The sequence below is a fragment of the Paraflavitalea speifideaquila genome (assembly GCF_032395985.1).
In the GTDB taxonomy this organism is placed as follows: Bacteria; Bacteroidota; Bacteroidia; order Chitinophagales; family Chitinophagaceae; genus Paraflavitalea; species Paraflavitalea speifideaquila.
Window position 1 is genome coordinate 1,102,107 of record NZ_CP135920.1, and the last position, 22,999, is coordinate 1,125,105.

A 22,999-nucleotide genomic window follows, 5' to 3' on the forward strand; every position below is an offset into this window, starting at 1 on the left:
CCTTAAATCAATTTCTACTGCTTGCTGCTGCGCTCCACGATACAATTGCTCCGCTTTCATTTTCTTTCTTCCTCCTGCCGGTGTACCTGTTTGCCCTGGGGCAGGCACCAGCCATCAAACCAGCCACGCCTTGCTGATCTTTTTTATTCTCCATTTCCTGGTCTACCCGGCCAGTAATGGGTACAACTCTTATATGGACAGGGATGAGGGGAGTATTGGCGGGGTCCGGAATCCCTTACAGCCTACCCGGCAACTGTTCCTGGTAAGTGTGGCCATGGATTGCCTGGCTGTACTTTTGAGCTTTGTGGTTGGCTATTTATTTACCCTGTGCATGATTGCTTATATCCTGGCTTCCCGGGCCTATAGTTACCGGGGTATCCGGTTAAAACAATACCCTTTTATTGGATACCTCACCGTGATCCTTTTCAGGGGGCGGTTACCTTTTTATGGTGTACCATGGCAGTAGTGTAAACAAAACAACGGATGTGCCGTTAACGGGTATGGCGGCAGCCAGTTTACTCATAGGTGGATTTTATCCACTGACGCAGATCTACCAGCATGTGGCCGATAGGAAGGATGGGGTGCAAACCATTAGTGCGTTATTGGGCTACCGGGGTACTTTTATTTTTACGGCCATCATCTATTCCGTGGCGATGGGTTTATTGGCCTGGCTGTTTATGAGCAATGGGCAATTCATAAAATTCGGGGTTTTGGCAACTTGCATGCTTCCTATTCTCGTATATTTCTTCTGGTGGGCTGCCAGGGTATGGAAAAATGAAAACGTAGCCGATTTTACCCATACCATGCGCATGAATTTATTGGCATCAATGTGTACCAATTTAGGTTTCCTCATATTATTAACCTGGCATTTATTTGAGTAAGATCATCTCTATAGGCACCGCTGTACCGGCGTTCAGGCACCGGCAACAGGATATTATGCAGTTTATGCAGTCGGTATATGCCCTTACAGAAGCCGATCAGCGCAAGATCAGGTTCCTGTATCACCAAAGTAGTATCGATACCCGCTATTCGGTCATTCCTGATTATAGTCGCCCTGCGGCTGAATGGAAATTCTATCCATCCACGGAGAACCTGGAGCCTTTTCCCTCGCTGGAACAGCGTATGACCTGGTACCATAAATATGCCGCTCCTTTATCCATTCATGCGGTAAGGGATTGCCTGGATGGAAAAATAAAGCAGGCCGACATAACACACCTTATTACCGTAAGTTGTACGGGCATGAGTGCACCGGGGCTGGACCTGCAATTGGTTGAATTGCTGGAATTGCCCCGGAACGCCTGGCGCAGTTCCATCAACTTTATGGGGTGTTATGCGGCAGTACATGCGCTTAAAATAGCCGACGCCCTTTGTAAGGCCGATAAAAAGGCAAAAGTGTTGATCGTGTGTACAGAGCTTTGCACCCTGCATTTTCAGCGCGAGGCTTCGGTAGATAATATCGCCTCCAGCCTCCTGTTTGCCGATGGCAGTGCTGCTGCCCTTGTTACGCATAGTGATGACGCGCATAAGGGATTGGAGATAGATAGCTTTTATTCAGAAATAATTCCAAAAGGCAAAGGGGATATGTCATGGGAGTTGTCTTCTTCCGGATTCCTGATGACGTTGAGTAGTTATATTCCGGACCTGGTGGGGGCGGATTTTGGGGCCCTGACGGGCCGGGCATTGGCGCAGGCAGGTATTGGCCAGGAGCAGGTAACGCAATGGTGTATTCATCCCGGCGGGAAAAAGATATTGGAGGCGGTAACGGAAAGTTTGCAACTGGACAAAGCAGCTTTGCATACCTGTGCCGAAGTGCTGAAAAACTATGGCAATATGTCTTCCCCTACCATCCTGTTTGTATTGAAAAACTGATGTTGCAAATGGCCGCTACTCCTCAACAGGAAAATAAGCAAACTGTTTTTGGTGCGGCCTTTGGACCGGGATTGACGATGGAAACGTTTGTAGCTTCGATGTGAATCGTGAATCGTCAGTCGGTTCCGCAAGTATGCGGGATGAATGGGGCGTAAAAAGTAAATCGCTGAAAAAGGCAGCAAGCCGGCTTTTGCAGCAACTTGAACTGCCGATTGCCGACTGCCGTGAATATAAAGTAATAACTTCAACCCCTTGAATTTTCGCCACCGCTCATACCAACTTGAATTATTGGACAGGGATGATATTCCCTTTGCCGATATCAAACGGAATATGCAGGAACTTGATTTTATCAATACCTGGCTGGGTGGGCATGCTATTACCCTGGCAGGCCTTCGGCAGTTGGTAAAGGGTCAACAGGCTATTGTTGTTTGTGAAATAGGCTGCGGTGGAGGCGATAACCTGGTGGCCATCCGGCAATGGTGCGAAAAAAAGGCATGGCAGTAACCTGTATAGGGGTCGACAAAAATCCGGATTGTATTGCAGTAGCGCAGGAAAAAGGGTTGCCCTATTGCCAATGGATAACGGCCGATTATAAAGATGTGGTATTTGACAACAAACCAGATCTTATCTTTTCTTCCTTATTCTGCCACCATTTCCCGGAACGGGAATTAACCACGCAATTGCAGTGGATGAACCATCATGCGGGACTGGGTTTTTTCATCAACGACCTGCACCGGCATCCATTGGCGTATTATTCTATTCAATGGCTTACCCGGTTGTTCTCTAAAAGTTATCTCGTGAAAAACGATGCGCCTTTATCGGTTGCCAGAGGATTTGTTAAAAATGATTGGGAACAACTTATTGATAGCGCAGGAATTACTACCTTTTCGATCCAATGGAAATGGGCGTTCAGGTGGCTGATTGTAGTGAGACGGGAGACGTGAGAGGTGGCTCGCAGTTTATTACCGGCAGTTCGTACCTGAAAAATAATACATCATTAATAGCACTGTTTGAGTCTTGATCCCAAATACGATATTGCCATCATTGGAGGTGGATTGGCAGGCCTTGCCTTGTCTATACAGTGCGTGCGGGCGGGCTATCGTACCATTGTATTTGAACGGGAGAAATACCCCTTTCATAAGGTTTGCGGAGAGTACATCAGTTTAGAAAGCTGGAATTTCCTGGAAGAACTGGGTGTACCCCTGAGTGATATGCAATTGCCGGCCATTACCCGTTTACAGGTCAGTGCGCCCAATGGGAAGTACATTGAAAGTGCCCTGCCCCTGGGCGGGTTTGGCATCAGCCGGTATCTGCTCGACCAATTGCTGGCCAATATTGCCCGCCGCGAAGGGGTGGTGCTATTGGAAGAAACGAAGGTGGTGAATGTGGTATACCGGAATAATGCTTTTGTTATTTTTTTCGTCAAGGGGCGAAACAGAGGTCACCATTGCAGCAGGAACTTATGGGAAAAGGAGTAATTTGGATGCCAAATGGAAAAGGCCTTTTACGCAGGTAAAGCCCAATAAGCTCAACCATTTTGTGGGCGTAAAATATCATATCGAGACCTTTTTCCCGGAGGATATGATTGCCCTGCATAATTTCGAGAATGGTTATTGCGGTATATCCCGCATAGAGAACAATAAATATTGCCTTTGTTATCTTACCACCGCCAGGAATTTGCGTAAAAGTCACAACGACATCCAGGCGATGGAAAAGAACATCCTCAAAAGAACCCTTTCCTTGAAAAATATTTTCCAATGCCCGGTTTCTGTATAGCGAGCCGCTGACGATTTCCCGGATATCCTTCAATAGAAAAACCAGGTAGAGAACCATGTGCTGATGATTGGCGATGCCGCAGGGATGATCACCCCGCTTTGCGGCAATGGTATGAGTATGGCTTTACACGGCAGTATGCTGGCCTTTGAAGAGATCAGCCAGTTTATGAATGGCCGTATTACACGGTATGAAATGGAGCTGCAATACACACAGCAATGGGAAAAACAGTTTGGCCGCCGCTTACAAATTGGACGCATTATGCAACGTTTTTTGGTAATGCTTCTCTATCCAATATCCTGATAACCCTCGTAAAACCTTTTCCAAAGTTCGTTGCCTTTTTAATAGGGCAAACGCATGGTAAACCTTTTTAGTAGCAACCTTTTTTTAGTAGCATGTTCAGAACCTTACCTTTTTGGCTGGGCTGTTAATGGCTCAGTTGGCAGTTATTGCACAAAATTATCATGCAGTGAATGGCTCCTCCTTTGCGGGCAGCCTGGGCATAGGTAATAATCCTGCCTCCATGGTCAATACCCCCTTTGCCTGGGATATAGATGTATTTTCCGTACAGGTAAAGCCGGCCACCAATGCCCTCACACTGCACAACTATTCCCTCCTTTCTGCTGGCGGTAGCTCCGAATACCAGTTTGATAAAGGCTTCTATAGCCGTTTTGCCAGGGCCAATGCCAATGTGAATTTGCTCAATGCCCGTATTGCGCTTAACCGCCGGGCCGCCATTGCAGGGGGTATCAATATCCGGAGTTATACCAGCGTTAAAACAAGTCCCTATGCTTTTGCGGATACCTTGTCCAGTGCCCGGTCATTTTCATAATGAATGGAGGAAATACCAACTATAATGCAGAGCTCACTTCCAGCAGCTGGATAGAGTTATTTGGCAGTTATGCGCAAACGATCTTCGAGGATGACCGCCAACGGTTGAATGCCGGTATTACAGTAAAGGTTTCGCGTGGCCTGGCCGGCGGGCATGCCAAACTAAGCAGTGGGGAGGTAGAGCGGGTCATTGAAAATGGGCAGGAGGTCTATGTACTCAAAAATGCTGCTGCACGCTATGGGTACTCCTCCAATATTGACGGCTGGAAGAAAGAAAAAGTACAGGGCAAAATGTGCGCGATTTTGTAAACACTACCGAAGGCGGGGCTTCCTTTGATATTGGATTGGAATACCTGATAAAACCACCCATCATTGCCGATTTCAATGATCCGCTGGAACATTACTATGATTATGAATGGAAGATCGGTATTTCATTATTAGATATCGGCTTCAACCAATACAAGCACAGCATCAACAGCCGTACCGTAAGTGGATTTAAAGGCGAGGTAAGGGATATTGACCTGGATAAGAAGTTCAGGAACCTGGATGGGATTGAGGGGTTTAATGACAGCCTGGCTACTATTGTAAATAGTATATCGGGATTAACCGGCAACTTCAATGTGCTGAATCCTACCCGGCTGGTGATCAATGTAGACCGGTATTTGTTCGATAATTTTTATGTGAATGCTGATATATCCATTAATCTTTCTCAGCTGGCGGGAGATAAGCGGTTATATGTGCGCGAAACCAACTTGCTGGCAGTAACACCACGCTGGGAAACGCGCAACCTGGGTTTTTACCTGCCGGTATTGTACAATACAGAAAAGCAATTGCGGGTAGGCGGCGCATTTAAGGCAGGTCCCTTATTGTTAGGCATCCACAACTGGGCCACCCTGTTTGCCAGGAACCGGATGCAAAATGGTGGTGGCTACCTGGCCCTGGTGATCCGGGCAGGCAGAGACAGCCGGGAGAAACGAAGCCGTAAGTATGATTGTCCGCCATATTAAGCCAGGGATGCTGGTGGGTAGGTAGCAGGGCCGGGAAAATTATGCTGGTTTCGATTGTGTAAACCCGAAAGATTGTGCATCTTGCAGCTAACCCATCCTACTATGTTAGTACGCCTTTTAATTACTCCCCTGCTCTTATTAGCTGTTTTCAACCTGTACAGCCAGGATCGTTTAAAAGACTATTCAGATAAGGTGAACGATACCTGCTGGCGGGTAAACTATTATTTGCGAGGGGGCCGCTTGTTATGATCGAATCCTATAAAGACCGGCGGAAATTGACGCCTCATGGCCGCTTTGCCTTTTATGATGAAAAGGGCTGGGTTGATTCAGCCGGTTTTTACCTGGATGGGCAGCGCAATGGCACCTGGTATTTTTACCATAACAAAGGCAAAGTGATGTTGTCCAGGGAGTATGAAATGGGGGTTGTGAAAAGTCAAAAATTGCATGAGGAGGATACTACTTCCGGGAAAGACCCAGCACCTGTAGAAGGTGAGACTGAATCAACGTTTGAGGGTGGGGCCAAAGGCTGGCAACTGTACCTGATTAAGAACATGCGTTACCCGCGGGAGGCTATCATGGGAGGGGTACAGGGCGATGTACGGGTGGCATTTTTAGTAGATGATAAAGGAGCCATACAGGATGTGTGGCTCGTCAAATCGGTGGAACGCTCACTGGATGAAGAAAGTATGCGGCTGATGAGAAAGTCGCCCCTGTGGACGCCTGCTGTTAAAGATGGGCACCGGGTAAAGAGTTATAAAATACAACCTTTCCGGTACCGGGCGGAGATAATGAGGTGATCCGTTTATTGCTTCTTATTGCTTGATTTTTATTAGGCAATTATATATTAGTTGAGACAAGACCATCCAAATAAAAGCCCCTGAACTGGAAGGGGATATAACATCGCTTATTCCCATTTATTTAATATTATCATTTTGGTAGCCAGTAGGTTATACAGAGGTGTATACATTAAAAATATTGTTTTGATTTAGCATCCTCTGTAGATCCATTCATATACATCAGTACTATTGAGTAATCTTTATAGACAATGTGATAATAGATAGCATAGGCCACGACTGTAGCGGCAGGAGTATTTTTTACAATTTTCAGTTTCATTTCAGCAGCGTCTTCTCCATCTATTTTTACTTTTCGATATGAAAGAAAAGCGCCCATGTCCTTAGCCACATCCCTCATATATTTTTCAGAGGTAATGCCTTTCCTTATTTCTGCTGTATACTCTTTAGGGATTTTCTTAATGGTGATATTCGAACTTATTGAGGTCGTATCATTGAAGTTATAGGTGAACTTCACAGGGATATGAGGATGTTGTCCCTCTTTTTGAGTCCAAGCTGTTGGGATAGTAAGTTTAACCTTTAGCCCCAAGAACTTTCCGCTTCCATCGGATTCATATACGCGAGTACTTTTGTTGAAATCTCCGACCGATTGACCCCAAGCAGATTGTAGGCATAGGAATACCAAAAGAGCAAACAATACATTTTTCATTGCAGATGTTAATAGTAGCCTTGGTCCCGACAGGCAGGTAAAGGAATAAAAAGCGTGGGACTTTAGTTCTTACCTGTCTCCGAGGCACGACCAAGCGCCTATAGTACATAACAAGACAAAGCACCCAAAGTTGGCGTGGCGCTTCGCTGGCCTTTGTACTACCCTTAAAATTGGTCGTTTTCGGAGACGAGGAGAGCTAACGCAATATTGTTATCGCCTCAAATGTATAAAACCTTTATACAAAAAGAAAGAGGATTAATCCTCTTTCCCTATTGGTTGGTTATACTTTAACCTTCCGTTGCTTTGCTGGATAGTCCATTCAAAGCGTTCGTGGTCTTTAATATCACGGGTATTATACCGGGCTTTAAACTCATCACAATATACTTTGTAAGTGCTTACGCTTACTTTATGGCAGATGCCATAGATACCCTTCAAGGAGGCCTCAACAGTTCTCTACGCCTTTGGTATGAAATGCACCACGTACGTATTCGCCCTGTATATGGTTAACGCTTACGTGGAAGTATTTAGGCCCTACTGCTTTTTGAAAATGTTGTTTATCTGATACCGTAATAGATCCGGACTTAATGGTTTCATATATTACCGGTACAGAGGCACCCTTGCAGATGTATTGAATGTATCTGTAACTCCAGGTAAGCAGGAAACACCATTGAAAAGGCTGCCAAGAAAAGAAGTAATCCCCCTCCTCCATTGTTCTACTCGCTTCATTGCTATTAACTTACCCGCTGTCCCTACTCGTATATAATTGAATTTCATTACCCTGCTGCCGGCAGGGTTTCTTATTTTCAATAATATTTGAAAATTCAGTAAATGGGTATATCTTTATACCTGAAACAGTAGTCTATGAAATTAAGCGATGCCAAGCTAAAGTTTATTGATTCCTGGGGTTCCTTTGGAACACATTGGGGCATTAACCGCACCATGGCGCAAATACATGCCCTGTTGCTGGTTAGTCCCGACCCGCTGAGCCAGGATGATATCATGGAACAGCTGAGCGTAAGCCGGGGTAATGTGAACATGAACATCAGGGACCTGATCGACTGGGGCCTGGTAGAACGTACCAGTATTCCCGGTGAGCGCAAGGAGTATTTTATAGCTGAAAAAGATATCTGGAAAGTAGCTACCACCATCATTAAAGAACGTAAGCGCCGGGAGCTTGATCCCATGTTGAAACTAATGGACCAGTTGGCGGCTGTGGAAGGCGATAAGAAAGATAAGGAGGTGAAGCAGTTTGTGGAAACCATGCAGGGCATTAAACGTTTTGGCAACCAGGCCGATAAAATGCTGGATGTATTGGTAAAAGCCGATGAGAACTGGTTTGTAGGCAGCCTCATGAAATTCTTTAAATAATACTATGCGTACTTTCAAGGTAATAGATGCTATTGTTCAGATTTTGCTGGTCCTTGGAGGGTTTATAGTTGGGGTTATTAGCTTCCAGCATAATGAAGATGTTTTTTTAGGATGCTATTTTGTGGTAGGTGGGGGCAGATATTGAGTGTAATTGTCCATGCCTTCATTTATACACCTACCCACAAAAGTTTACTGCGCAGGATATATTTGATCACACTGGCTAGTGTAATAGGGTTGTTACTATTATCGGCTGTAAGTTTATCGTTGTATGCTTTGCTTGGACTCCTGTTCGTTTCACCGTTTATGGCCATTTATTACATGGCTACCTGTATAATTGAAACCAAACGATTGGATAGAATGGTGGAAGTGGTAGGCCAGGCATCAGAAATGCATTAAATTGGTTTGTAGGCAGCCTCATGAAGTTCTTTAAATAACAGCGTAATGAAAACATTTAAGCGTATAGACTGTGCTTTACAGAGTTTATTGATCGTAGTGGGTTTATTGATGGTGCTTTGGTCGGAAGACAAGTTGAGTGATCCCACTTTTTCACCGCTTATTTCCTGGTAGGCGGCTGGCAATTGATCAGTGCCATCGTACATTTCTTTTATGCGGCACCCTATAATACCAGGATGCGTAAGATCTACCTCATCTTATTGGGCGTGTTAATACTTGCGCTATTGATTTCTATTCCAACCGGAGATGGGATCCTGATGATGCTGTTTGTACTCCTGATCATTTCGCCTGTTTTGGCATTGTATTACCTGATCACTTGTATTAATGAAACCCAAAAACTGTCACAGATCATGGCGCAGTCTGTCACTGTAAATCCCGTGAATCCCGAGAAACAGGTGGGCTGAACAGGCTACTAGATCATAAACCGGGAAACCGGTTCTTTTTATACCGTATTATTTCAGTTATTTCTGAAAATATGAGAAACAAAAAATAGTCATTGCAGGCGGAACTGGCTTTATTGGCCAGGCGATGGCGCAATATTTTGGAAAGGACAATCATGTGGTGATCCTTACCCGGCAATCAGTCACCAGTCACAACAATAACTATAATAGCCAATTGGTAAAAGCGGCGGATGGGTATAATATTACTTATTGGCGTTGGGATGGCCGGCATGTAGAAAAGCATTGGCTCAATGATATAGAAGGGGCCGATATCGTGATCAACCTGGCGGGCAGATCAGTGAATTGCCGGTACAACGACCGCAATAAGAAGGAGGTGCTGGAAAGCAGGGTAGATGCTACCCAGGCTATTGGACAGGCCATCAGGCATGCCAGGCATCCTCCCCGGTTATGGATCAATGCAGCTTCGGCCACTATTTACCGCCATGCGCTCGACAGGCCACAGGAGGAAGATAATGGAGAGATCAGCGACCGGAAGCAGGATAATATGCCTTATTCTTTGCTGGACCGTTTACGCTTCCGGTGGAAAAAGCCAGGGCTGGCTTAAAGCATGGTAAGGACTCGAGCAGGTCAAACTGCTGGACAAAGATTTTTCGGTAGGTATTTGCCAGCAATGGGAGCAAACGTTTTTTGAGGAGCATACACCCGGTACCCGGAAGATCGCTTTGCGGGCAGCTATTACATTGGGTGCAGGCGGGGTAATGGTGCCTTATTTCAACTTGCTGAAGGCAGGCTTGGGAGGCTACCAGGGCAATGGCCAGCAAATGTATAGCTGGATACATGAAGAAGATCTTTGCCGGGTAGTGGAATGGTGTTATGAACAACCCGAAGCAACAGGCGTATACAATTGTGCAGCGCCCAACCCCGTAACCAATACGGTTTTTATGCGCACTTTACGCAAGGCAACGGGCCATAAGTTTGGGTTGCCTGCTTTTACCTGGATGTTGGAGTTGGGGGCCAGGTTGATAGGAACGGAATCGGAACTGGTATTGAAAAGCCGCTGGGTATTGCCTGGCAGGTTGCTCAAATCGGGATTCCGGTTTAAATACCAACAGGCCGATGAGGCCTTGCAAGACATTGTGAGCAAAACACCACGGCGTAAATATCATTTGTTCTGAAATAGCATGTCTGGTCGTTTGTAGAAGGGGGCAAAGGTGGGCCACCCTGCCGCGCTGCTATTCCGGGATGCCGGGTGACTCACCTTTTGCCTGGGCCAGCGCCTGGCGATCTCTCACCCGCCACTCACCATTCGCCATCTCACAACCAAATAACCGGTACATTCGTTATTATATAAATCATTTGGTATGGGCACAGCTAAAAGACGGTGGTATTGGGCGCATCAGATAATCCGGAACGTTATAGTTTCCTGGCAATTAACCGGCTACGTGCCAATAACCATCCTGTGGTAGCTATTGGCCGTAAAGCAACCAAAGTGGCAGATGTAGAAGTAGGGACAGCTCCAACGCCTATTAGTGATGTTGACACTGTTAGCATGTACCTGAACCCTACCAATCAAAAGGAATACTACGACTATATCTTTTCCCTGCATCCTAAGCGCATTATCTTCAATCCTGGCGCCGAAAATGAGGAGTTGGCTACCCTGGCCAAAGAAAAAGGCATCCAGCCCATGGAAGCCTGTACGCTGGTTCTATTGAGTACGGGACAGTTTTAATACGGCAATCGTGAATCGTCAATCGGCAATTGGGTTCGCTGATGGGCAAGTCGTTTATGAATCAGCGTCTTGTACGGGGGTAAAATAATTTTAACAACCCTATAAAATAACTGTTTCTCCTGTCCGTTTATAATGCAGACCCTGCTACGTATTTCCTTGTTGATCGTACCCCGCTGTCCAATTCCTGATCGTTAAATTAATAACTTGTATGAAAAACCTTTACACTCCAAGGTGCTCATCATTCCATTTTTCTATACTGTTTACTAACCCCATATTATACAACCGGCTTACAACCGGTTAGAACACGGAATCCCTACCCTGCAGGGTGGGCTGTTCCTTCAATGTGGAATGGCCCATCCCTTTTTTAAAGCCCTTTTAACGCCGCCCTTTACAATGCCCTCCGTTCTATGAAAACAAGGACTTCCGTACTCCTTTTTTGATTTGTTATGACGGCCATCTTTATACGTGATGGGAAAGGTAACAGTAGGTTAACAATACTCCTTTTTGGTAAAGCAGTGATTTTTCGGTAAATTCGAAAACCCATTTCATTATGATCTGGAGAAAGTTTAACGGCGATCCGCTCGATCTACCCATTTTTGATGCTGTTGAAGCAGCCATCAAACGCGAAAGCGACAAAGGCTATCACCTCAAAGTGTGTATTGGCACCGACTCACAAGTAAAAGGTTCCGAAACTGAATTTGCTACCGTTATTGTTTTCCTGCGTGAAGGACATGGAGGTTTCATGTTCATTCACAATGAGAAAACAAAACAGCAGTATTCAATTAAAGAACGTATGTTGGTGGAGGTGGCTAAAAGCATTGAGATAGCGTATGACCTGTGTCATCTTTTTACGCAGTATGATGTGGATATGGAAGTACATGCAGATATTAATACCAATCCGCACTTCAAGAGCAATGATGCGTTGAAAGAGGCCATGGGCTATATACTGGGTATGGGCTTTGCCTTCAAAGCCAAACCGGAGGCCTTTGCCAGCAGTAGCTGCGCCAACAAAGTAGTAAACTAAAAACCCTCGCTGTTACAGTCGGGGGTTTTTGATTTAAAGTTGTGACCTGCTCACAGCTAAGGGCTTCGTCTCCTCCAAATGAACACCGAAAATTTAATCCGGTACAAGGTGGGCCACTCTGCAACGCTGCACCTGCCGGGCGGCAGAGTGATTACCTTAAAGAGGAAGCAACCTTGAACTAAATGACATTGAAAGATCAATGTTCATTTTCAGCGATAGCCTTATTGCACTGATCAATGAACTGCAATATTTTATCCCTTCCCATTTTCTTGATGGCACTGGTTACAAAACTCTGTGGCAGGAATTGCCAGGTTTTACGCATGGCATCCAGGAACGATTTTACATTTTTACTTACCTCACGCTGAGATTCCTTATCGGCTTTTGTAAATACAATGGTAAAGGGCAGTTCCCATTCACCCAATTGATTGATAAAGTCGAGGTCTACTTTTTGAGGTGAGTGCCGGCTATCGATCAGCACAAATATATTGGTGAGGTTTTCCCGCTTGCGCAGGTAATTCTCGATCATCGTTTCCCATTGCTTGCGCTGGCTTTGTGATACTTTGGCAAAACCATAACCCGGCAGATCGACCAGGTACCAGGGGGTAGCGATGGTTTTACCGGGTACTACTTTATCGGGCAGGCTCTCAATTTCAAAATGGTTAATGAGCTGGGTTTTACCAGGAGAGCCCGATGTTTTGGCCAGTTTATGGTTATCGCACAGCATATTGATGAGTGACGATTTGCCCACATTACTGCGGCCAATGAAAGCATATTCCGGCCTGTCGGCCTTAGGGCATTGTGTATAATCCGGACTGCTGATGAGGTATTTGGCAGATTTAATAATCATGATAGGGCCGCAAGATACGGAATCCATCTCCAATGGGCATTTCTGCATAGTGCACTACTGAATGGCTATCCATAAAATGGCCTGCAGGCACAAACCGGCAATTAAAGAAATTTAATTGTTAATCGTACCTTATCTGCCTTGTAACTGCCGATGGCGGGGTACAAAAAACACTATATTGGCAGCATGAAAAAGATTACCCTGCTTTGTTGTTTATTAGCTGTGGCTTACCTGTTGCCTGCACAGATCAAACCCTTTCGTTTTGTTCATATCAGCGATACGCATATTGGTTCGCCCAATGGAAGTGCAGAGGAAGACCTGCGTCGTACAGTACGGGATATTAATGATATGAAGGATATTGCTTTTGTAATTATCACCGGTGATATAACAGAGCTGGGAACGGATAGTCAACTGAAACTGGCCAAACAAATATTGGATAGCCTGCAGATCAAATACTATATCATTCCCGGTAATCATGATAGTGGCTGGAGTGAAAGTGGGGAGTAAGTTTTACCACGCTTTTTGGGTATGATAAGTTTCAATTTGATTATAATGGGGTTCGTTTTATTGGTTGTGCGTCGGGGCCCTATGTACGTATGAGTGATGGGCATATTCCACGCAATGCGGTGGTATGGTTGGATGAGGTGTTGAAGAAAACAGACAAGCAGCAACCCATTGTATTTTGTAATCATTACCCGCTTGACAATGGACTGGATAACTGGTATGAAGCTACCAACCGGTTAAAACAGTACAATACCATCCTGGCCATTTGCGGTCATGGGCATAATAACAAGGCGATGAATTTTGAAGATATACCTGCTGTGATGGGGCGGTCCAACCTGCGGGCAAAGGCCACTGTAGGAGGGTATAACCTGGTGGATGTACGTGCCGATTCAGTGATCTATACAGAGCGCCGGCCCGGAGTAGAAACCCTGCAGCCCTGGACTAAACTGGCTGTTCAAAAACACAACTATACAACGCCTTCCAAACAATTTGAAAGGCCTGATTATAAGGTAAACCAACAATATGCACAGGTAAAGGCCAAATGGACCATTGCTTCAGATGCCAATGTGATCTCCACCCCTGCCGTGTATAAAGAGGGCGTGATTGTCGGAAACCAGAATGGGGAGGTGGTTTCCCTTTCGCTCAAGAATGGAAAACGGCAATGGTCATTTACTACCAGCGGTTCTATCTTTTCCTCGCCTGCGGTTAAGGATGATAAAGTGGTGCTGGGTTCGGGCGATGGAAAAGTGTATTGCCTGGATGCCCGCAATGGAAAATTACTTTGGGCGTATACTACAGGTGCGTCGGTATTGGGATGCCCCTGATTGCCGGTGATACAGTCTTTATTGGCGGCAGTGATCACGCTTTCATAGCCCTCGGTTTGAATGATGGCAAGCTGCTTTGGAAGTTTGACGGGTTAAACGGGCCGGTGGTAAGTACCCCTTTGTTGTATGAAGGGAAGCTGATCTTTGGGGCCTGGGACCGGAATCTATATGCGCTGGACAAGCAGGAGGGAAAGTTGTTGTGGAAATGGAACAACGGCTCTTCTGTGATCAATTTCTCGCCGGCTGCCTGTATACCCGTGGCCGTGAATGGCGTGGTATATGTGGTGGCTCCCGATCGGGTGATCACCGCCATTGATGCACAAACGGGCCTGGCTTTATGGCGCAATAATGAAACGCGTGTACGGGAATCGATTGGGATATCTAACGACGGTAAATGGGTGTATGGTAAAACCATGCAGGATACCATCGTTGCGTATGCTGCCAGCCGGGAAGCCCAACGCCCTGCCTGGACAATGCATGCTGGTTTTGGATATGAACATGTGCCCTCCATGCTGATAGAGAAAGAGGGACAGGTATTTTTGGTACGCGCAGCGGCGTGGTATATGCCATCAACCCTGCCCAGCAAAAGGTACTATGGGCGCATAAAATTGATAACTCCATGGTCAATACGGTAAGGGTATTGGACAGTAAGCATATAATAGCATCCACCATGGATGGGAAGGTGGCTTTGCTGGAAGTGAAGTGAGGGGAAGAAGTTAGAAGTTAGAATACAGAATACAGAATACAGGAGATAGAATACAGAAGAAAAGGTATGATGATAAAGAAAAATTCCGCTGTTAAAGGTGAGCCACCCTGCAGCGCTGCTATGCCGGGCAGCAGGGTGACCCACCTTTGAGTTAAAAAAAGAAGCCGCTGGATTATCCGGCGGCTTCAATATGATAGTGATAAACCTGTAATGTTTATACCAGCATGGTCAGTGGTTCTTCCAGTAAACCTTGCAGGGTTTGAGGAAGGCTGCACCCGTGGCGCCGTCTACTACACGGTGGTCACAAGTGAGAGTAACCTTCATGATATTGCCAATTACAATTTGACCGTCTTTCACTACCGGTACCTGGTTGATGGCGCCAATGGCCAGGATACAGGAGGCCGGGGGATTGATGATGGCAGTAAATTCTTCTATGCCAAACATGCCCAGGTTAGAAATGGTGAAGGTATTGCCTTCCCAATCGGAGGGCTGTAACTTCTTGCTCTTGGCTTTTTGAGCAAAGTCTTTCACTTCTCCGGCAATCTGCGACAGTGATTTCAGGTCGGCAAACCGTACAACGGGCACCAGCAATCCATCTTCTACGGCTACTGCTACGCCAATGCTGATATGGTGATTAACGCGGATAGTATCGCCCAGCCAGCTGCTGTTGATGGCGGGGTGTTTCTTCAATGCTACGGCGCAGGCTTTCAGCACCATGTCATTGAAGGATATTTTATTGGGCGCTATTTCGTTCAGTTTGCCACGGCTGGCCACGGCTTTGTCCATGTTGATCTCCATGGTAAGGTAAAACTCAGGAGCCGAGAATTTAACCTCCGACAGGCGCTTAGCGATCGTTTTGCGCATCTGTGAAACCGGCACATCGGTAAAGCTTACCTGACCGGCTACAGTAGCTTGTGCTGGTGCGGCAGTACCTTGTTTGCCGGCAGTGGCAGCAGGTGCGGCAGTTGCTTTAAAGTCGTCCACATCTTTCTTTACAATACGACCGCCATCGCCACTGCCTGGTACCTGTGAAAGGTCGATGCCTTTTTCACTGGCTAGTTTTTGGCCAGGGGAGAAGCTTTACGCGACCATTTTCTGTATTGAAGCTGCGGGTGCGCTGGCAGCGCTTTGCTGGACGGCAGGTTGTGCGGCAGCAGCTTGCTGGGCAGGCTGGCTGCTGGTAGTGCTCGCGGTACCACCACCTTTGGCGGCAGCTACTATTTTATTGACATCTACTTTACCTTCTTCGCCGATGATGCACAGTAAGGCATTAACGGGTACTTTATCGCCCTGTTGAGCGCCGATGTATAGTAATTTACCTTGCTTGTAGCTTTCCAGTTCCATGGTAGCCTTATCGGTTTCCACATCGGCCAGCAGGTCGCCTTTATTTACTGTATCGCCTACTTTCTTATGCCAGGCGGCTATTACGCCTTCTGTCATCGTATCACTCAGGCGGGGCATCAGGATCACTTCCTGCATATTGGCCAGGTCGAGCGATTCGCCGGATGCGGCAGGAGCAGGAGCGGGTGCTGGTTTGCTATCGGCGGTCGGTTGGGCAGGTGCTGCTGCTGTAGGAGCAGGTGCAGGAGCGGCAGCTTGTGCGCCACCACCAGCTACCAGAGAGCTAATGTCTTCGCCGGGTGCACCAATGATGGCCAGCAGGTCATTAACCTGTAGTTTACCACCTTTATCTGTACCAATATGTAAAAGGGTGCCATCTTTATAACTTTCCAGTTCCATGGTCGCTTTATCAGTCTCCACTTCAGCTAACAGGTCGCCTTTCTTTACCGTATCCCCTACCTTTTTATGCCAGGCCGCAATTACGCCTTCTGTCATCGTGTCACTCAGGCGGGGCATTAAGATCGCTTCAGCCATAATCTTTATTAATAATTTGAAAGTTAATACCTCAGGTTACTAATTGAGGGCCGAAATTACGGCAAAATGGTGAGAAACAGAATACAGGAGATAGAATACAGCATGTAGAAAAATACAGGAATACGGGAGGTAGTATTCAGCAAATAAAGGTTAGTCGGAGGACAGCAATAAAGAGGTCAATAGTAGACATATAGAGTTTAGCAGAGGCAGGAGAACGCAGGCACAGAAAACCATCCCTGGCGCACGAAGCCATTCTGTATTCTGTCTCCTGTCTTCTGTATTCTTGTATTAATTGTCTACATCCAGCTTGAGGCGGTCACGCAATTCTTTTACCAGGGGATATTGCTCTACGATCTGCAGGTATTTATCACGCAAGGAAACCGGCTTTTCAACAGGCTCCAGTGCGATCACCGCATTTTCATTGACCACAATGGTGAACAGTAATTGCCGGTTATTAAAGGCTTGCTGGAGGAATTCAGATAAAACGCGGCGCTCACCCTCAATGAACTTTTGTTCCAGGTTATTATTGGTTTGTACTTCAAAGGTCTGGTGGTCCTGGATCACCAGGGTGGCCATATTGAACGACTGGTTGGCGGGGTTTTTGGCGTCTTTTAGCTGCTGGGTAAATTGTTGCCAGTGTTCCATTAATTTGATCTCATTCAAAGGAATAGGGGCTCCGGCGCTTTCAATGGGTTTGCCAATGAACTGCTGCCGCAAGGAGTTCAGTGAACCTAACTTGGAAGAACCTGCAGGCTGGGTATTGGTGGCTGGCTGCTGGTTGCCCGTTGCTGTTGGTGGGGTATTGGTAGCTGGTGGCGGAGTGCTAGTCGGCTGTTGCTTATTGGCTACAGGCTGCTGATTGCTCCCGCCCGTTGGCGGGACCGATTGCCGACTGTCGATCTTCGTTTCAATGATCAGCTTAGCCTCTTGGGCAGGAGCTTGCTTAGAAGCGGTTGCTTCTTTAGTCTGGATGCTGGATGCTGACTTTTGACTTCCTGCCTTGGCTTCTACAACGGCCAAACTCCTGAAAGCAACCGGCTTTGCTTCATCAATCAGTTTTTTTTACTTTGGCCATCGCTTCCCGATGCCATGTCTACCGCTTGTTGCAGGTAGGCCAGTTTGATAAGGGCCAGTTCTACATGCAGGCGTTTGTTGCGGGCCGATTTATAATTGATCTCGGTTTCGTTCAGAATATTCAGGGCGCTGATGAGGTAGGCAACAGACACTTGTTTGGCGGTGCTGATATAGCGATCCTGAAGCTTTCTACCACCTGGAGCAGGTTGGCTACTTTTTCATCCTTACATACCAGCAGGTTGCGGATGAATTCGGCAAAGCCATTTAATACCAGGTCGCCTTCAAAACCCTTGCGGTCAATATCGTCGTACAACAACATGGCGCCGCCAAGGTCTTGTTGCTGCATGCACTGCATCAACTTGAAATAGTAATCGGCATCCAGTATATTGAGGTGCTCCAGCGTATTCTGGTAACTAACTACGCCATTGGTAAAGCTCACAATTTTATCCATGATGCTCAGCGCATCACGCATACAACCTTCGCTCTTTTGGGCGATGAGGTGCAGGGCCGGTTTCTCGGCATTGATCTCCTCTTTTTACAAATATCCTGCAGGTGCTCTACCGTATCATTGGCCGTAATACGTTTGAAATCGAATATCTGGCAACGGCTGAGGATGGTAGGGAGGATCTTGTGTTTTTCGGTGGTGGCCAGGATAAAAATGGCATAAGGAGGCGGCTCTTCCAGCGTTTTCAGAAAGGCATTGAAAGCCGAAGAACTAAGCATGTGTACCTCATCAATAATGTATACTTTATAACGACTGCCTGCAGAGGGCGCAAATCGCACCTGCTCTACCAGGCTCCGGATATCATCTACCGAGTTGTTGCTGGCCGCATCCAGCTCATGAATGTTCATGGAAGTGCCCTCATTGAAGGAGTGGCAGGAGTGGCATTCATTGCAGGCTTCACCATCGGCGCCTACATTTTGGCAATTGATGGTTTTGGCCAAAATACGGGCACAGGTGGTTTTGCCCACGCCACGTGGACCGCAAAACAAGAAAGCATGCGCTAATTGCTGATTCTTAATGGCATTCTTCAGGGTTGTGGTAATATGTCCCTGTCCCACTACCGTGTCAAAAGTCTGTGGTCTGTATTTTCTGGCTGAAACGATAAACTTGTCCATGTATATCCTCTTGCGGCAAATGTATGTAATTAACAGAGGTTTGCGAACTAGTTCACCTACCTCCGGTTGAATACCTGCAGCTAATGGGAAAAACTTGTGCCCAGAAAGAAATGGCAGCGAGGGGATTAATCCGCGAAATCCCTTAAATCTTAAATTAATCAGCGATTTGTTTGGAAACTTAACAGTGTTAAGTATATTTGTGCCGTTAATTAAGAAATATGGGCATTTCGGAAAGAAAAGAGAAGCAGAAGACGGAGATTAGAAAGATGATCCTGGATGCTTCTATGCAATTGTTTGTAGAACAAGGATTTGCGAATGTGTCGATCCGCAAGATCGCCGATCTGATCGAGTACAGTCCTACCACCGTATACCTATACTTTAAAGATAAAGACGATATCCTGTTCAGTCTCCACGAGCTGGGCTTTCAGAAAATGGCAGAATACAATGAAGGCCTGTGGGATATTAAGAATCCTTTATTGCGCTTGCATAAGATGGGAGAGAACTATATCAAGTTTGGACTGGCCAATCCGGAATTCTATGACCTGATGTTTATCCAGCGATCGCCGATGCAAACCATTGAAAAAATGGTAGACTGTGAGTGGAAGAGTGGGGATGTAGCATTGGGGCGGCTGAAGGATACAGTTCGCGAAGGAATGGATATGGGGCTAATTATTAAAGGAGATGTAGATGTGGTGTCCATGGCTGTATGGAGTACCGTCCATGGCCTGGTATCCTTGTCCATCCGTAACCGGTTTGATAAACTGGTACCTCCGGGAACAGAGATCCCTATGATGAACCAGGCTGTGAATTGGTTGCTGGAAAGCATTGATATGACCATCAGGAAATAGGGGTGGTTTTTTTTGCCCAATCACTTAACAGTGTAAATAATCTTTACAATATAAACAGTTAGCCATGTTATGGACATTCATCCGCACAGGAGTACTGGTGGCAGGGATGCTTTTTGCCCAGGTCGCCATAAGCCAAACCATTTTGGAGGGCTATTTGAAAAAGGGGCTCGATAGCAACCTGGCGCTACGACAACAGTCATTCGACCTGCAAAAAGCGCAACTGGATTTGAAACGGGCGCGTACCTTATTTTATCCGCAAGCCAATTTCAGTTCCCAGTATACCCTGGCCAATGGGGGCGCACCCAGGATATTCCCATCGGAGACCTGCTCAATAATGTATACGCCACACTGAACGACCTCACCTCCTCCAGTAAATTTCCGCAGGTCCAAAACCAAACCATAGCCTTCCTTCCCAATGATTTTCATGATACCAGGCTGGAGGTAACCGTACCGGTGGTGAATATGGACCTCCGCTATAACCGGCAGGTGAAAGAAGAGTTGATCCATACGCGCAAGGCCAGCATTGATGTATACAGGCGGGAATTGGTGAAAACGATCAAACAGGCTTATTACCAATACCTGCAGGCTGGTAAATCCGTGGCTATTTATAACAATGCACTTTCGCTGGTACAGGAGAACCTGCGGGTAAGTGAAAAGATGGTCAATAATGGAACGGCTACCAAAGAAAGCACCTTGCGTGCCAAAACACAGGTGAGCCAGGTACAGGCTTCATTGATTGAAGCCACGAATAACCAGCAAAACGCCGCCGCTTATTTCAATTTTCTACTGAACCAACCACTGGAAACAACAGTAATAGCAGATAGTACCATTGCCGGGCAGTTTAGTACGCCCATACCTGTATCGTTGGAAGTACCTGCGGGCAGGGAAGAACTGAAGCAATTAAGGAGTACCAAAAATTATTGGCTACTACCCTACGGATGAACAAAAGCTATCTAACGCCTACACTGAATGCTTTTTACAATATCGGTTTCCAGGGTTTCCGGCTCAAATTTAACAATGATCAGTTTTACCAGTTGGGCGGACTTCAACTGAAATGGAATCTTTCCGGGCCAATGATAACAAGTATAAAATACAACAATCGCAGATCGACCTGGATGCCCTGGCCAATCAATACAAAGAGGTGGAGCAGCAATTGAGCCTGCAGGTACGGACGGCCTACAATAACTACTACTCTTCACTACAAAGTGTACAGGCGCTGCGTGATGAGGTGTATAGTGCGCAGGAAACTTATCGCCTTACCGAAAGGCGTTTCCGGGAAGGGCAGGCGCTGCAACTGGAGTTGATCGATATACGCACCCAATTGACCAACGCACAGATCCGGTATTCGCTGGCACAACTGGCTGTTTTAACAAGGGCCGCGGAAGTTGAGCGCGCCACTGCTTCTTATACTTTTTAAAATAATTGTTTATGAAAAAATAGGGTATTCATTCCGCTTCCTGCTCATTACAGTCGCTGCGTTTGCCGTGGCCCGCTGTAACGAAAAAGCCAGGCCAGTACAAAGGCTGATGATGACAATGCAATAGCTGTAAAACTGCAGCCGGTAACACAAACGCAATATGCACCGGTATTGCGCTATTCTGGTACGATCGCTTCGACCAGCCAAGCCACCCTGTCGTTCAAGACCGGGGGCATTATTTCAAAGATATATGTCAAGGAAGGCGATCATGTAGCGAAAGGTCAACTGTTGGCCACACTTGACCTTACAGAGATCAATGCACAGGTACAACAGGCTGTACAAGGATCCGAAAAAGCACAGCGTGATGTGACCAGGGCCAGGAACCTGTACAACGATACGGTGGCCACGCTGGAACAGTTGCAAAATGCTACCACGCAACAACAGGTGGCAGCAGAAGGCTTGCGTATTGCGCGCTTTAACCAACAATATGCACAGATAAGGGCTACGGAAAATGGTACCATCCTCAAAAGAGCATGAATGAAGGTGAGTTGGCTGCCCCCGGCTCACCCGTATTCTACGTGAATGGCAATGCAGGCAGCGATTGGGTCATGCGCTTTGGCGTATCGGATAAGGATTGGGCCGTATTGGGAAAAGGGAATAAAGGGGTGGTATCCCTGGATGCTTATCCCAACAAAACATTCAATGGTATTATCAGCCAGATTGCCGAAGGAGCGGATATAGCCAACGGTACTTACCAGATTGAAGTAAAAGTATTGCCCGGCGGTGTACGTTTTGCCACCGGCTTATTTGCTACAGTTCAATTACAACCTTCCAACCTGCAAACGGTAACACTGATACCCATAGAAGCATTGGCGGAAGCTGATGGTAAAACGGGTTTTGTGTATACAGTCAACAGCGATCAGAAAACAGTACAGCGCCATGCTGTTACCATTGCTTTTGTGGAAAAAGACCAGGTAGCTATTGTGAACGGGCTCGACAGTGTGCAGCAGGTGATCACAGAGGGAGTAGGGTACCTGACAGAGAAATCTTTGGTGAAGGTGATCAAGTAGTGGTGAATGATGGGTGATGAGTGATAAAAGGTAGATCAAAGCAAGGGATATCCAAGCTGCCTTCAACCAACCCCTTTAGGGGTTACCGCTTTGTAGAAAACGCAATTAATGGTTTTCGTGCGCTGTAGGCGCACCACCCGCGAGGAACGTCATTCCTCGGAAGTGGCAGCATCGCATCGAATACCCAACATGTTTTAAAAAAGCTAATCATGAAAATAACTGACTTCTCGGTCAAGAACTATCAATTCACCCTCATCGTTTTTGTGATGTTGATAGCCATTGGTCTTAACTCGCTGTTCAATATGCCGCGTGGCGAGGACCCTGATATGGAAGCGCCGCAGTTCTCGGCCATTGTCATTTACCCCGGTACCAGTCCACGGGATATGGAAGAACTGGTAGTAGACCCCATTGAAAAAAAGCTCAATGAACTGGATGATGTGAAGAAGCTGAGGACGAAGATTGATGATGGGCTGGCAGTAATAAGTATAGAATTCAAATATGAAACTGACCCGGAAAGGAAATACCAGGATGTAGTGAGAGAGCTGGATGGCTTGCGGTCAAAACTGCCACAGGATATATTGAGTTTGGAAGTACAGAAATTCACCCCTTCTGATGTGAATATTATTCAGGTAGGGTTGCTAAGTGAAACCGCTCCCTACAAGGACCTGGAAGAATGGAGTAAGAAACTAAAGGAGCGGCTGGAAAAGATCAAGTCGCTGAAGAATGTAGAGAACGTAGCTTTCCCCAGCAGCAGGTAAGGGTA

The 22,999-nt window shown here is 46.4% G+C and carries 38 protein-coding genes; 28 read left to right on the forward strand and 10 right to left on the reverse strand.

All coding sequences use genetic code 11. The features are described from left to right. The first annotated feature begins 130 nt into the window (after window positions 1-130). The 12 genes from RS881_RS07800 to RS881_RS07855 all read left to right on the forward strand — a co-directional run bounded on the left by RS881_RS07800 (window position 131) and on the right by RS881_RS07855 (window position 6,277). Window positions 131-466, forward strand: a complete 336-nt coding sequence (locus tag RS881_RS07800) for a UbiA family prenyltransferase (RefSeq protein WP_315820555.1) — start codon at window positions 131-133, stop codon at window positions 464-466. Beyond that, window positions 447-881 carry a hypothetical protein gene (locus RS881_RS07805; protein WP_315820556.1) on the forward strand — a complete coding sequence of 145 codons (435 nt, stop codon included), beginning with the start codon at window positions 447-449 and terminating at the stop codon, window positions 879-881. The genes RS881_RS07800 and RS881_RS07805 overlap by 20 nt, the downstream gene beginning before the upstream one ends. Further along, window positions 874-1,869 carry a type III polyketide synthase gene (locus tag RS881_RS07810; RefSeq protein ID WP_315820557.1) on the forward strand — a complete coding sequence of 332 codons (996 nt, stop codon included), beginning with the start codon at window positions 874-876 and terminating at the stop codon, window positions 1,867-1,869. The genes RS881_RS07805 and RS881_RS07810 overlap by 8 nt, the downstream gene beginning before the upstream one ends. A gap of 288 nt (window positions 1,870-2,157) precedes the next feature. Continuing rightward, a complete protein-coding gene (locus tag RS881_RS07815; protein ID WP_315820558.1) occupies window positions 2,158-2,373 on the forward strand; it encodes a hypothetical protein in 216 nt (71 codons plus the stop codon). Beyond that, on the forward strand, window positions 2,364-2,813 hold the full coding sequence (locus tag RS881_RS07820; RefSeq protein ID WP_315820559.1) for a class I SAM-dependent methyltransferase: 450 nt from the start codon (window positions 2,364-2,366) through the stop codon (window positions 2,811-2,813). Before RS881_RS07815 ends, RS881_RS07820 begins: the two co-directional genes overlap by 10 nt. A gap of 66 nt (window positions 2,814-2,879) precedes the next feature. Further along, on the forward strand, window positions 2,880-3,347 hold the full coding sequence (locus tag RS881_RS07825) for an NAD(P)/FAD-dependent oxidoreductase (RefSeq protein WP_315820560.1): 468 nt from the start codon (window positions 2,880-2,882) through the stop codon (window positions 3,345-3,347). Between the two features lies 1 nt (window position 3,348). Next, complete coding sequence (locus RS881_RS07830) at window positions 3,349-3,645, forward strand: hypothetical protein (RefSeq protein ID WP_315820561.1); 297 nt, start codon at window positions 3,349-3,351, stop codon at window positions 3,643-3,645. Between the two features lie 63 nt (window positions 3,646-3,708). Beyond that, window positions 3,709-3,945 carry an NAD(P)/FAD-dependent oxidoreductase gene (locus RS881_RS07835; protein WP_315820562.1) on the forward strand — a complete coding sequence of 79 codons (237 nt, stop codon included), beginning with the start codon at window positions 3,709-3,711 and terminating at the stop codon, window positions 3,943-3,945. 112 nt (window positions 3,946-4,057) lie between these two features. Continuing rightward, window positions 4,058-4,474 carry a hypothetical protein gene (locus tag RS881_RS07840; RefSeq protein ID WP_315820563.1) on the forward strand — a complete coding sequence of 139 codons (417 nt, stop codon included), beginning with the start codon at window positions 4,058-4,060 and terminating at the stop codon, window positions 4,472-4,474. Further along, window positions 4,474-4,782: a hypothetical protein gene (locus RS881_RS07845; protein WP_315820564.1), complete on the forward strand. Its 309-nt coding sequence runs from the start codon at window positions 4,474-4,476 to the stop codon at window positions 4,780-4,782. Before RS881_RS07840 ends, RS881_RS07845 begins: the two co-directional genes overlap by 1 nt. After that, entirely contained in the window at window positions 4,767-5,480 is a 714-nt protein-coding gene (locus tag RS881_RS07850; RefSeq protein WP_315820565.1) for a DUF5723 family protein, read from the forward strand. Before RS881_RS07845 ends, RS881_RS07850 begins: the two co-directional genes overlap by 16 nt. Window positions 5,481-5,725: 245 nt before the next feature. Next, window positions 5,726-6,277, forward strand: coding sequence for an energy transducer TonB (locus RS881_RS07855; RefSeq protein WP_315820566.1), 552 nt, complete (start codon window positions 5,726-5,728; stop codon window positions 6,275-6,277). 169 nt (window positions 6,278-6,446) lie between these two features. Here the strand turns inward: RS881_RS07855 and RS881_RS07860 are convergent, their stop codons facing one another. Together RS881_RS07860 and RS881_RS07865 are read right to left on the reverse strand one after the other, a co-directional pair. Then, on the reverse strand, window positions 6,447-6,980 hold the full coding sequence (locus RS881_RS07860) for a hypothetical protein (protein WP_315820567.1): 534 nt from the start codon (window positions 6,978-6,980) through the stop codon (window positions 6,447-6,449). A gap of 255 nt (window positions 6,981-7,235) precedes the next feature. After that, a complete protein-coding gene (locus RS881_RS07865) occupies window positions 7,236-7,415 on the reverse strand; it encodes a hypothetical protein (RefSeq protein ID WP_315820568.1) in 180 nt (59 codons plus the stop codon). A gap of 426 nt (window positions 7,416-7,841) precedes the next feature. Between RS881_RS07865 and RS881_RS07870 the strand changes: the two genes are divergently transcribed. Continuing rightward, entirely contained in the window at window positions 7,842-8,348 is a 507-nt protein-coding gene (locus tag RS881_RS07870) for a GbsR/MarR family transcriptional regulator (protein WP_315820569.1), read from the forward strand. Between the two features lie 392 nt (window positions 8,349-8,740). Here RS881_RS07870 and RS881_RS07875 read toward each other — a convergent pair whose 3' ends face one another. Beyond that, a complete protein-coding gene (locus tag RS881_RS07875) occupies window positions 8,741-8,947 on the reverse strand; it encodes a hypothetical protein (RefSeq protein ID WP_315820570.1) in 207 nt (68 codons plus the stop codon). A gap of 30 nt (window positions 8,948-8,977) precedes the next feature. Between RS881_RS07875 and RS881_RS07880 the strand changes: the two genes are divergently transcribed. From RS881_RS07880 to RS881_RS07900, 5 genes are all read left to right on the forward strand, one after another. Further along, entirely contained in the window at window positions 8,978-9,205 is a 228-nt protein-coding gene (locus tag RS881_RS07880; protein WP_315820571.1) for a hypothetical protein, read from the forward strand. Window positions 9,206-9,329: 124 nt separating this feature from the next. Further along, the gene (locus tag RS881_RS07885; protein ID WP_315820572.1) at window positions 9,330-9,806 is read left to right on the forward strand and encodes an NAD-dependent epimerase/dehydratase family protein; all 477 of its coding nucleotides are present in this window, start codon (window positions 9,330-9,332) and stop codon (window positions 9,804-9,806) included. Window positions 9,807-9,924: 118 nt separating this feature from the next. Further along, on the forward strand, window positions 9,925-10,377 hold the full coding sequence (locus tag RS881_RS07890) for a DUF1731 domain-containing protein (RefSeq protein WP_315820573.1): 453 nt from the start codon (window positions 9,925-9,927) through the stop codon (window positions 10,375-10,377). A gap of 206 nt (window positions 10,378-10,583) precedes the next feature. Continuing rightward, window positions 10,584-10,931: a CoA-binding protein gene (locus RS881_RS07895; protein ID WP_315820574.1), complete on the forward strand. Its 348-nt coding sequence runs from the start codon at window positions 10,584-10,586 to the stop codon at window positions 10,929-10,931. A gap of 550 nt (window positions 10,932-11,481) precedes the next feature. Further along, a complete protein-coding gene (locus RS881_RS07900; protein WP_315820575.1) occupies window positions 11,482-11,955 on the forward strand; it encodes a ribonuclease H-like YkuK family protein in 474 nt (157 codons plus the stop codon). A gap of 196 nt (window positions 11,956-12,151) precedes the next feature. Here the strand turns inward: RS881_RS07900 and yihA are convergent, their stop codons facing one another. Further along, a complete protein-coding gene (yihA, locus tag RS881_RS07905) occupies window positions 12,152-12,802 on the reverse strand; it encodes a ribosome biogenesis GTP-binding protein YihA/YsxC (protein WP_315820576.1) in 651 nt (216 codons plus the stop codon). Window positions 12,803-12,985: 183 nt separating this feature from the next. Between yihA and RS881_RS07910 the strand changes: the two genes are divergently transcribed. The 3 genes from RS881_RS07910 (at window position 12,986) to RS881_RS07920 (ending at window position 14,762) form a co-directional block, all read left to right on the forward strand. Then, on the forward strand, window positions 12,986-13,306 hold the full coding sequence (locus RS881_RS07910; RefSeq protein ID WP_315820577.1) for a metallophosphoesterase family protein: 321 nt from the start codon (window positions 12,986-12,988) through the stop codon (window positions 13,304-13,306). Window positions 13,307-13,395: 89 nt separating this feature from the next. Beyond that, the gene (locus tag RS881_RS07915) at window positions 13,396-14,127 is read left to right on the forward strand and encodes a BamB-related PQQ repeat family beta-propellar protein (protein WP_315820578.1); all 732 of its coding nucleotides are present in this window, start codon (window positions 13,396-13,398) and stop codon (window positions 14,125-14,127) included. Next, window positions 14,118-14,762 (forward strand): BamB-related PQQ repeat family beta-propellar protein, encoded by a 645-nt coding sequence (locus RS881_RS07920; protein WP_315820579.1) that lies wholly within the window; start codon window positions 14,118-14,120, stop codon window positions 14,760-14,762. Before RS881_RS07915 ends, RS881_RS07920 begins: the two co-directional genes overlap by 10 nt. Before the next feature lie 299 nt (window positions 14,763-15,061). Here RS881_RS07920 and RS881_RS07925 read toward each other — a convergent pair whose 3' ends face one another. From RS881_RS07925 to dnaX, 6 genes are all read right to left on the reverse strand, one after another. After that, window positions 15,062-15,817, reverse strand: coding sequence for a dihydrolipoamide acetyltransferase family protein (locus RS881_RS07925; RefSeq protein ID WP_315820580.1), 756 nt, complete (start codon window positions 15,815-15,817; stop codon window positions 15,062-15,064). Window positions 15,818-15,913: 96 nt separating this feature from the next. Beyond that, on the reverse strand, window positions 15,914-16,708 hold the full coding sequence (locus RS881_RS07930; RefSeq protein WP_315820581.1) for a biotin/lipoyl-containing protein: 795 nt from the start codon (window positions 16,706-16,708) through the stop codon (window positions 15,914-15,916). Between the two features lie 288 nt (window positions 16,709-16,996). After that, on the reverse strand, window positions 16,997-17,728 hold the full coding sequence (locus tag RS881_RS07935; protein WP_315820582.1) for a DUF8439 domain-containing protein: 732 nt from the start codon (window positions 17,726-17,728) through the stop codon (window positions 16,997-16,999). Between the two features lie 32 nt (window positions 17,729-17,760). Beyond that, a complete protein-coding gene (locus tag RS881_RS07940) occupies window positions 17,761-17,934 on the reverse strand; it encodes a hypothetical protein (RefSeq protein WP_315820583.1) in 174 nt (57 codons plus the stop codon). After that, complete coding sequence (locus RS881_RS07945) at window positions 17,904-18,308, reverse strand: hypothetical protein (protein WP_425476374.1); 405 nt, start codon at window positions 18,306-18,308, stop codon at window positions 17,904-17,906. Before RS881_RS07945 ends, RS881_RS07940 begins: the two co-directional genes overlap by 31 nt. Further along, window positions 18,239-18,901: a DNA polymerase III subunit gamma/tau gene (gene dnaX / locus RS881_RS07950; RefSeq protein WP_315820585.1), complete on the reverse strand. Its 663-nt coding sequence runs from the start codon at window positions 18,899-18,901 to the stop codon at window positions 18,239-18,241. Before dnaX ends, RS881_RS07945 begins: the two co-directional genes overlap by 70 nt. Window positions 18,902-19,119: 218 nt before the next feature. Here dnaX and RS881_RS07955 point away from each other — a divergent pair, with 218 nt between their 5' ends. The 7 genes from RS881_RS07955 (at window position 19,120) to RS881_RS07985 (ending at window position 22,994) form a co-directional block, all read left to right on the forward strand. Next, on the forward strand, window positions 19,120-19,749 hold the full coding sequence (locus tag RS881_RS07955) for a TetR/AcrR family transcriptional regulator (RefSeq protein WP_315820586.1): 630 nt from the start codon (window positions 19,120-19,122) through the stop codon (window positions 19,747-19,749). Between the two features lie 64 nt (window positions 19,750-19,813). Beyond that, window positions 19,814-20,101, forward strand: a complete 288-nt coding sequence (locus RS881_RS07960; RefSeq protein ID WP_315820587.1) for a TolC family protein — start codon at window positions 19,814-19,816, stop codon at window positions 20,099-20,101. Window positions 20,102-20,211: 110 nt separating this feature from the next. Continuing rightward, window positions 20,212-20,691 (forward strand): TolC family protein, encoded by a 480-nt coding sequence (locus tag RS881_RS07965; RefSeq protein WP_484557616.1) that lies wholly within the window; start codon window positions 20,212-20,214, stop codon window positions 20,689-20,691. Window positions 20,692-20,803: 112 nt separating this feature from the next. Next, window positions 20,804-21,166, forward strand: a complete 363-nt coding sequence (locus RS881_RS07970; protein WP_315820588.1) for a TolC family protein — start codon at window positions 20,804-20,806, stop codon at window positions 21,164-21,166. 171 nt (window positions 21,167-21,337) lie between these two features. Then, window positions 21,338-21,703 (forward strand): efflux RND transporter periplasmic adaptor subunit, encoded by a 366-nt coding sequence (locus RS881_RS07975; RefSeq protein ID WP_315820589.1) that lies wholly within the window; start codon window positions 21,338-21,340, stop codon window positions 21,701-21,703. Further along, window positions 21,700-22,236 carry an efflux RND transporter periplasmic adaptor subunit gene (locus tag RS881_RS07980; RefSeq protein WP_315820590.1) on the forward strand — a complete coding sequence of 179 codons (537 nt, stop codon included), beginning with the start codon at window positions 21,700-21,702 and terminating at the stop codon, window positions 22,234-22,236. The genes RS881_RS07975 and RS881_RS07980 overlap by 4 nt, the downstream gene beginning before the upstream one ends. Window positions 22,237-22,445: 209 nt before the next feature. Next, a complete protein-coding gene (locus tag RS881_RS07985) occupies window positions 22,446-22,994 on the forward strand; it encodes an efflux RND transporter permease subunit (protein WP_315820591.1) in 549 nt (182 codons plus the stop codon). Window positions 22,995-22,999 lie beyond the last annotated feature (5 nt).

What these genes read in the sequence shown, in the direction of transcription:
- RS881_RS07980 (WP_315820590.1), top strand. Translation starts at nt 21,700, where the DNA reads ATGAATGAAGGTGAGTTGGCTGCCCCCGGCTCACCCGTATTCTACGTG.
- RS881_RS07870 (WP_315820569.1), top strand. Translation starts at nt 7,842, where the DNA reads ATGAAATTAAGCGATGCCAAGCTAAAGTTTATTGATTCCTGGGGTTCC.
- yihA (WP_315820576.1), bottom strand. Translation starts at nt 12,802, where the DNA reads ATGATTATTAAATCTGCCAAATACCTCATCAGCAGTCCGGATTATACA.
- RS881_RS07875 (WP_315820570.1), bottom strand. Translation starts at nt 8,947, where the DNA reads ATGTACGATGGCACTGATCAATTGCCAGCCGCCTACCAGGAAATAAGC.
- RS881_RS07920 (WP_315820579.1), top strand. Translation starts at nt 14,118, where the DNA reads ATGCCCCTGATTGCCGGTGATACAGTCTTTATTGGCGGCAGTGATCAC.
- RS881_RS07965 (WP_484557616.1), top strand. Translation starts at nt 20,212, where the DNA reads ATGGACCTCCGCTATAACCGGCAGGTGAAAGAAGAGTTGATCCATACG.
- RS881_RS07900 (WP_315820575.1), top strand. Translation starts at nt 11,482, where the DNA reads ATGATCTGGAGAAAGTTTAACGGCGATCCGCTCGATCTACCCATTTTT.
- RS881_RS07955 (WP_315820586.1), top strand. Translation starts at nt 19,120, where the DNA reads ATGGGCATTTCGGAAAGAAAAGAGAAGCAGAAGACGGAGATTAGAAAG.
- dnaX (WP_315820585.1), bottom strand. Translation starts at nt 18,901, where the DNA reads ATGGACAAGTTTATCGTTTCAGCCAGAAAATACAGACCACAGACTTTT.
- RS881_RS07820 (WP_315820559.1), top strand. Translation starts at nt 2,364, where the DNA reads ATGGCAGTAACCTGTATAGGGGTCGACAAAAATCCGGATTGTATTGCA.
- RS881_RS07930 (WP_315820581.1), bottom strand. Translation starts at nt 16,708, where the DNA reads ATGGCTGAAGCGATCTTAATGCCCCGCCTGAGTGACACGATGACAGAA.
- RS881_RS07805 (WP_315820556.1), top strand. Translation starts at nt 447, where the DNA reads ATGGTGTACCATGGCAGTAGTGTAAACAAAACAACGGATGTGCCGTTA.
- RS881_RS07915 (WP_315820578.1), top strand. Translation starts at nt 13,396, where the DNA reads ATGAGTGATGGGCATATTCCACGCAATGCGGTGGTATGGTTGGATGAG.
- RS881_RS07910 (WP_315820577.1), top strand. Translation starts at nt 12,986, where the DNA reads ATGAAAAAGATTACCCTGCTTTGTTGTTTATTAGCTGTGGCTTACCTG.
- RS881_RS07970 (WP_315820588.1), top strand. Translation starts at nt 20,804, where the DNA reads ATGGAATCTTTCCGGGCCAATGATAACAAGTATAAAATACAACAATCG.
- RS881_RS07860 (WP_315820567.1), bottom strand. Translation starts at nt 6,980, where the DNA reads ATGAAAAATGTATTGTTTGCTCTTTTGGTATTCCTATGCCTACAATCT.
- RS881_RS07845 (WP_315820564.1), top strand. Translation starts at nt 4,474, where the DNA reads ATGAATGGAGGAAATACCAACTATAATGCAGAGCTCACTTCCAGCAGC.
- RS881_RS07835 (WP_315820562.1), top strand. Translation starts at nt 3,709, where the DNA reads ATGATTGGCGATGCCGCAGGGATGATCACCCCGCTTTGCGGCAATGGT.
- RS881_RS07985 (WP_315820591.1), top strand. Translation starts at nt 22,446, where the DNA reads ATGAAAATAACTGACTTCTCGGTCAAGAACTATCAATTCACCCTCATC.
- RS881_RS07880 (WP_315820571.1), top strand. Translation starts at nt 8,978, where the DNA reads ATGCGTAAGATCTACCTCATCTTATTGGGCGTGTTAATACTTGCGCTA.
- RS881_RS07960 (WP_315820587.1), top strand. Translation starts at nt 19,814, where the DNA reads ATGTTATGGACATTCATCCGCACAGGAGTACTGGTGGCAGGGATGCTT.
- RS881_RS07855 (WP_315820566.1), top strand. Translation starts at nt 5,726, where the DNA reads ATGATCGAATCCTATAAAGACCGGCGGAAATTGACGCCTCATGGCCGC.
- RS881_RS07885 (WP_315820572.1), top strand. Translation starts at nt 9,330, where the DNA reads ATGGCGCAATATTTTGGAAAGGACAATCATGTGGTGATCCTTACCCGG.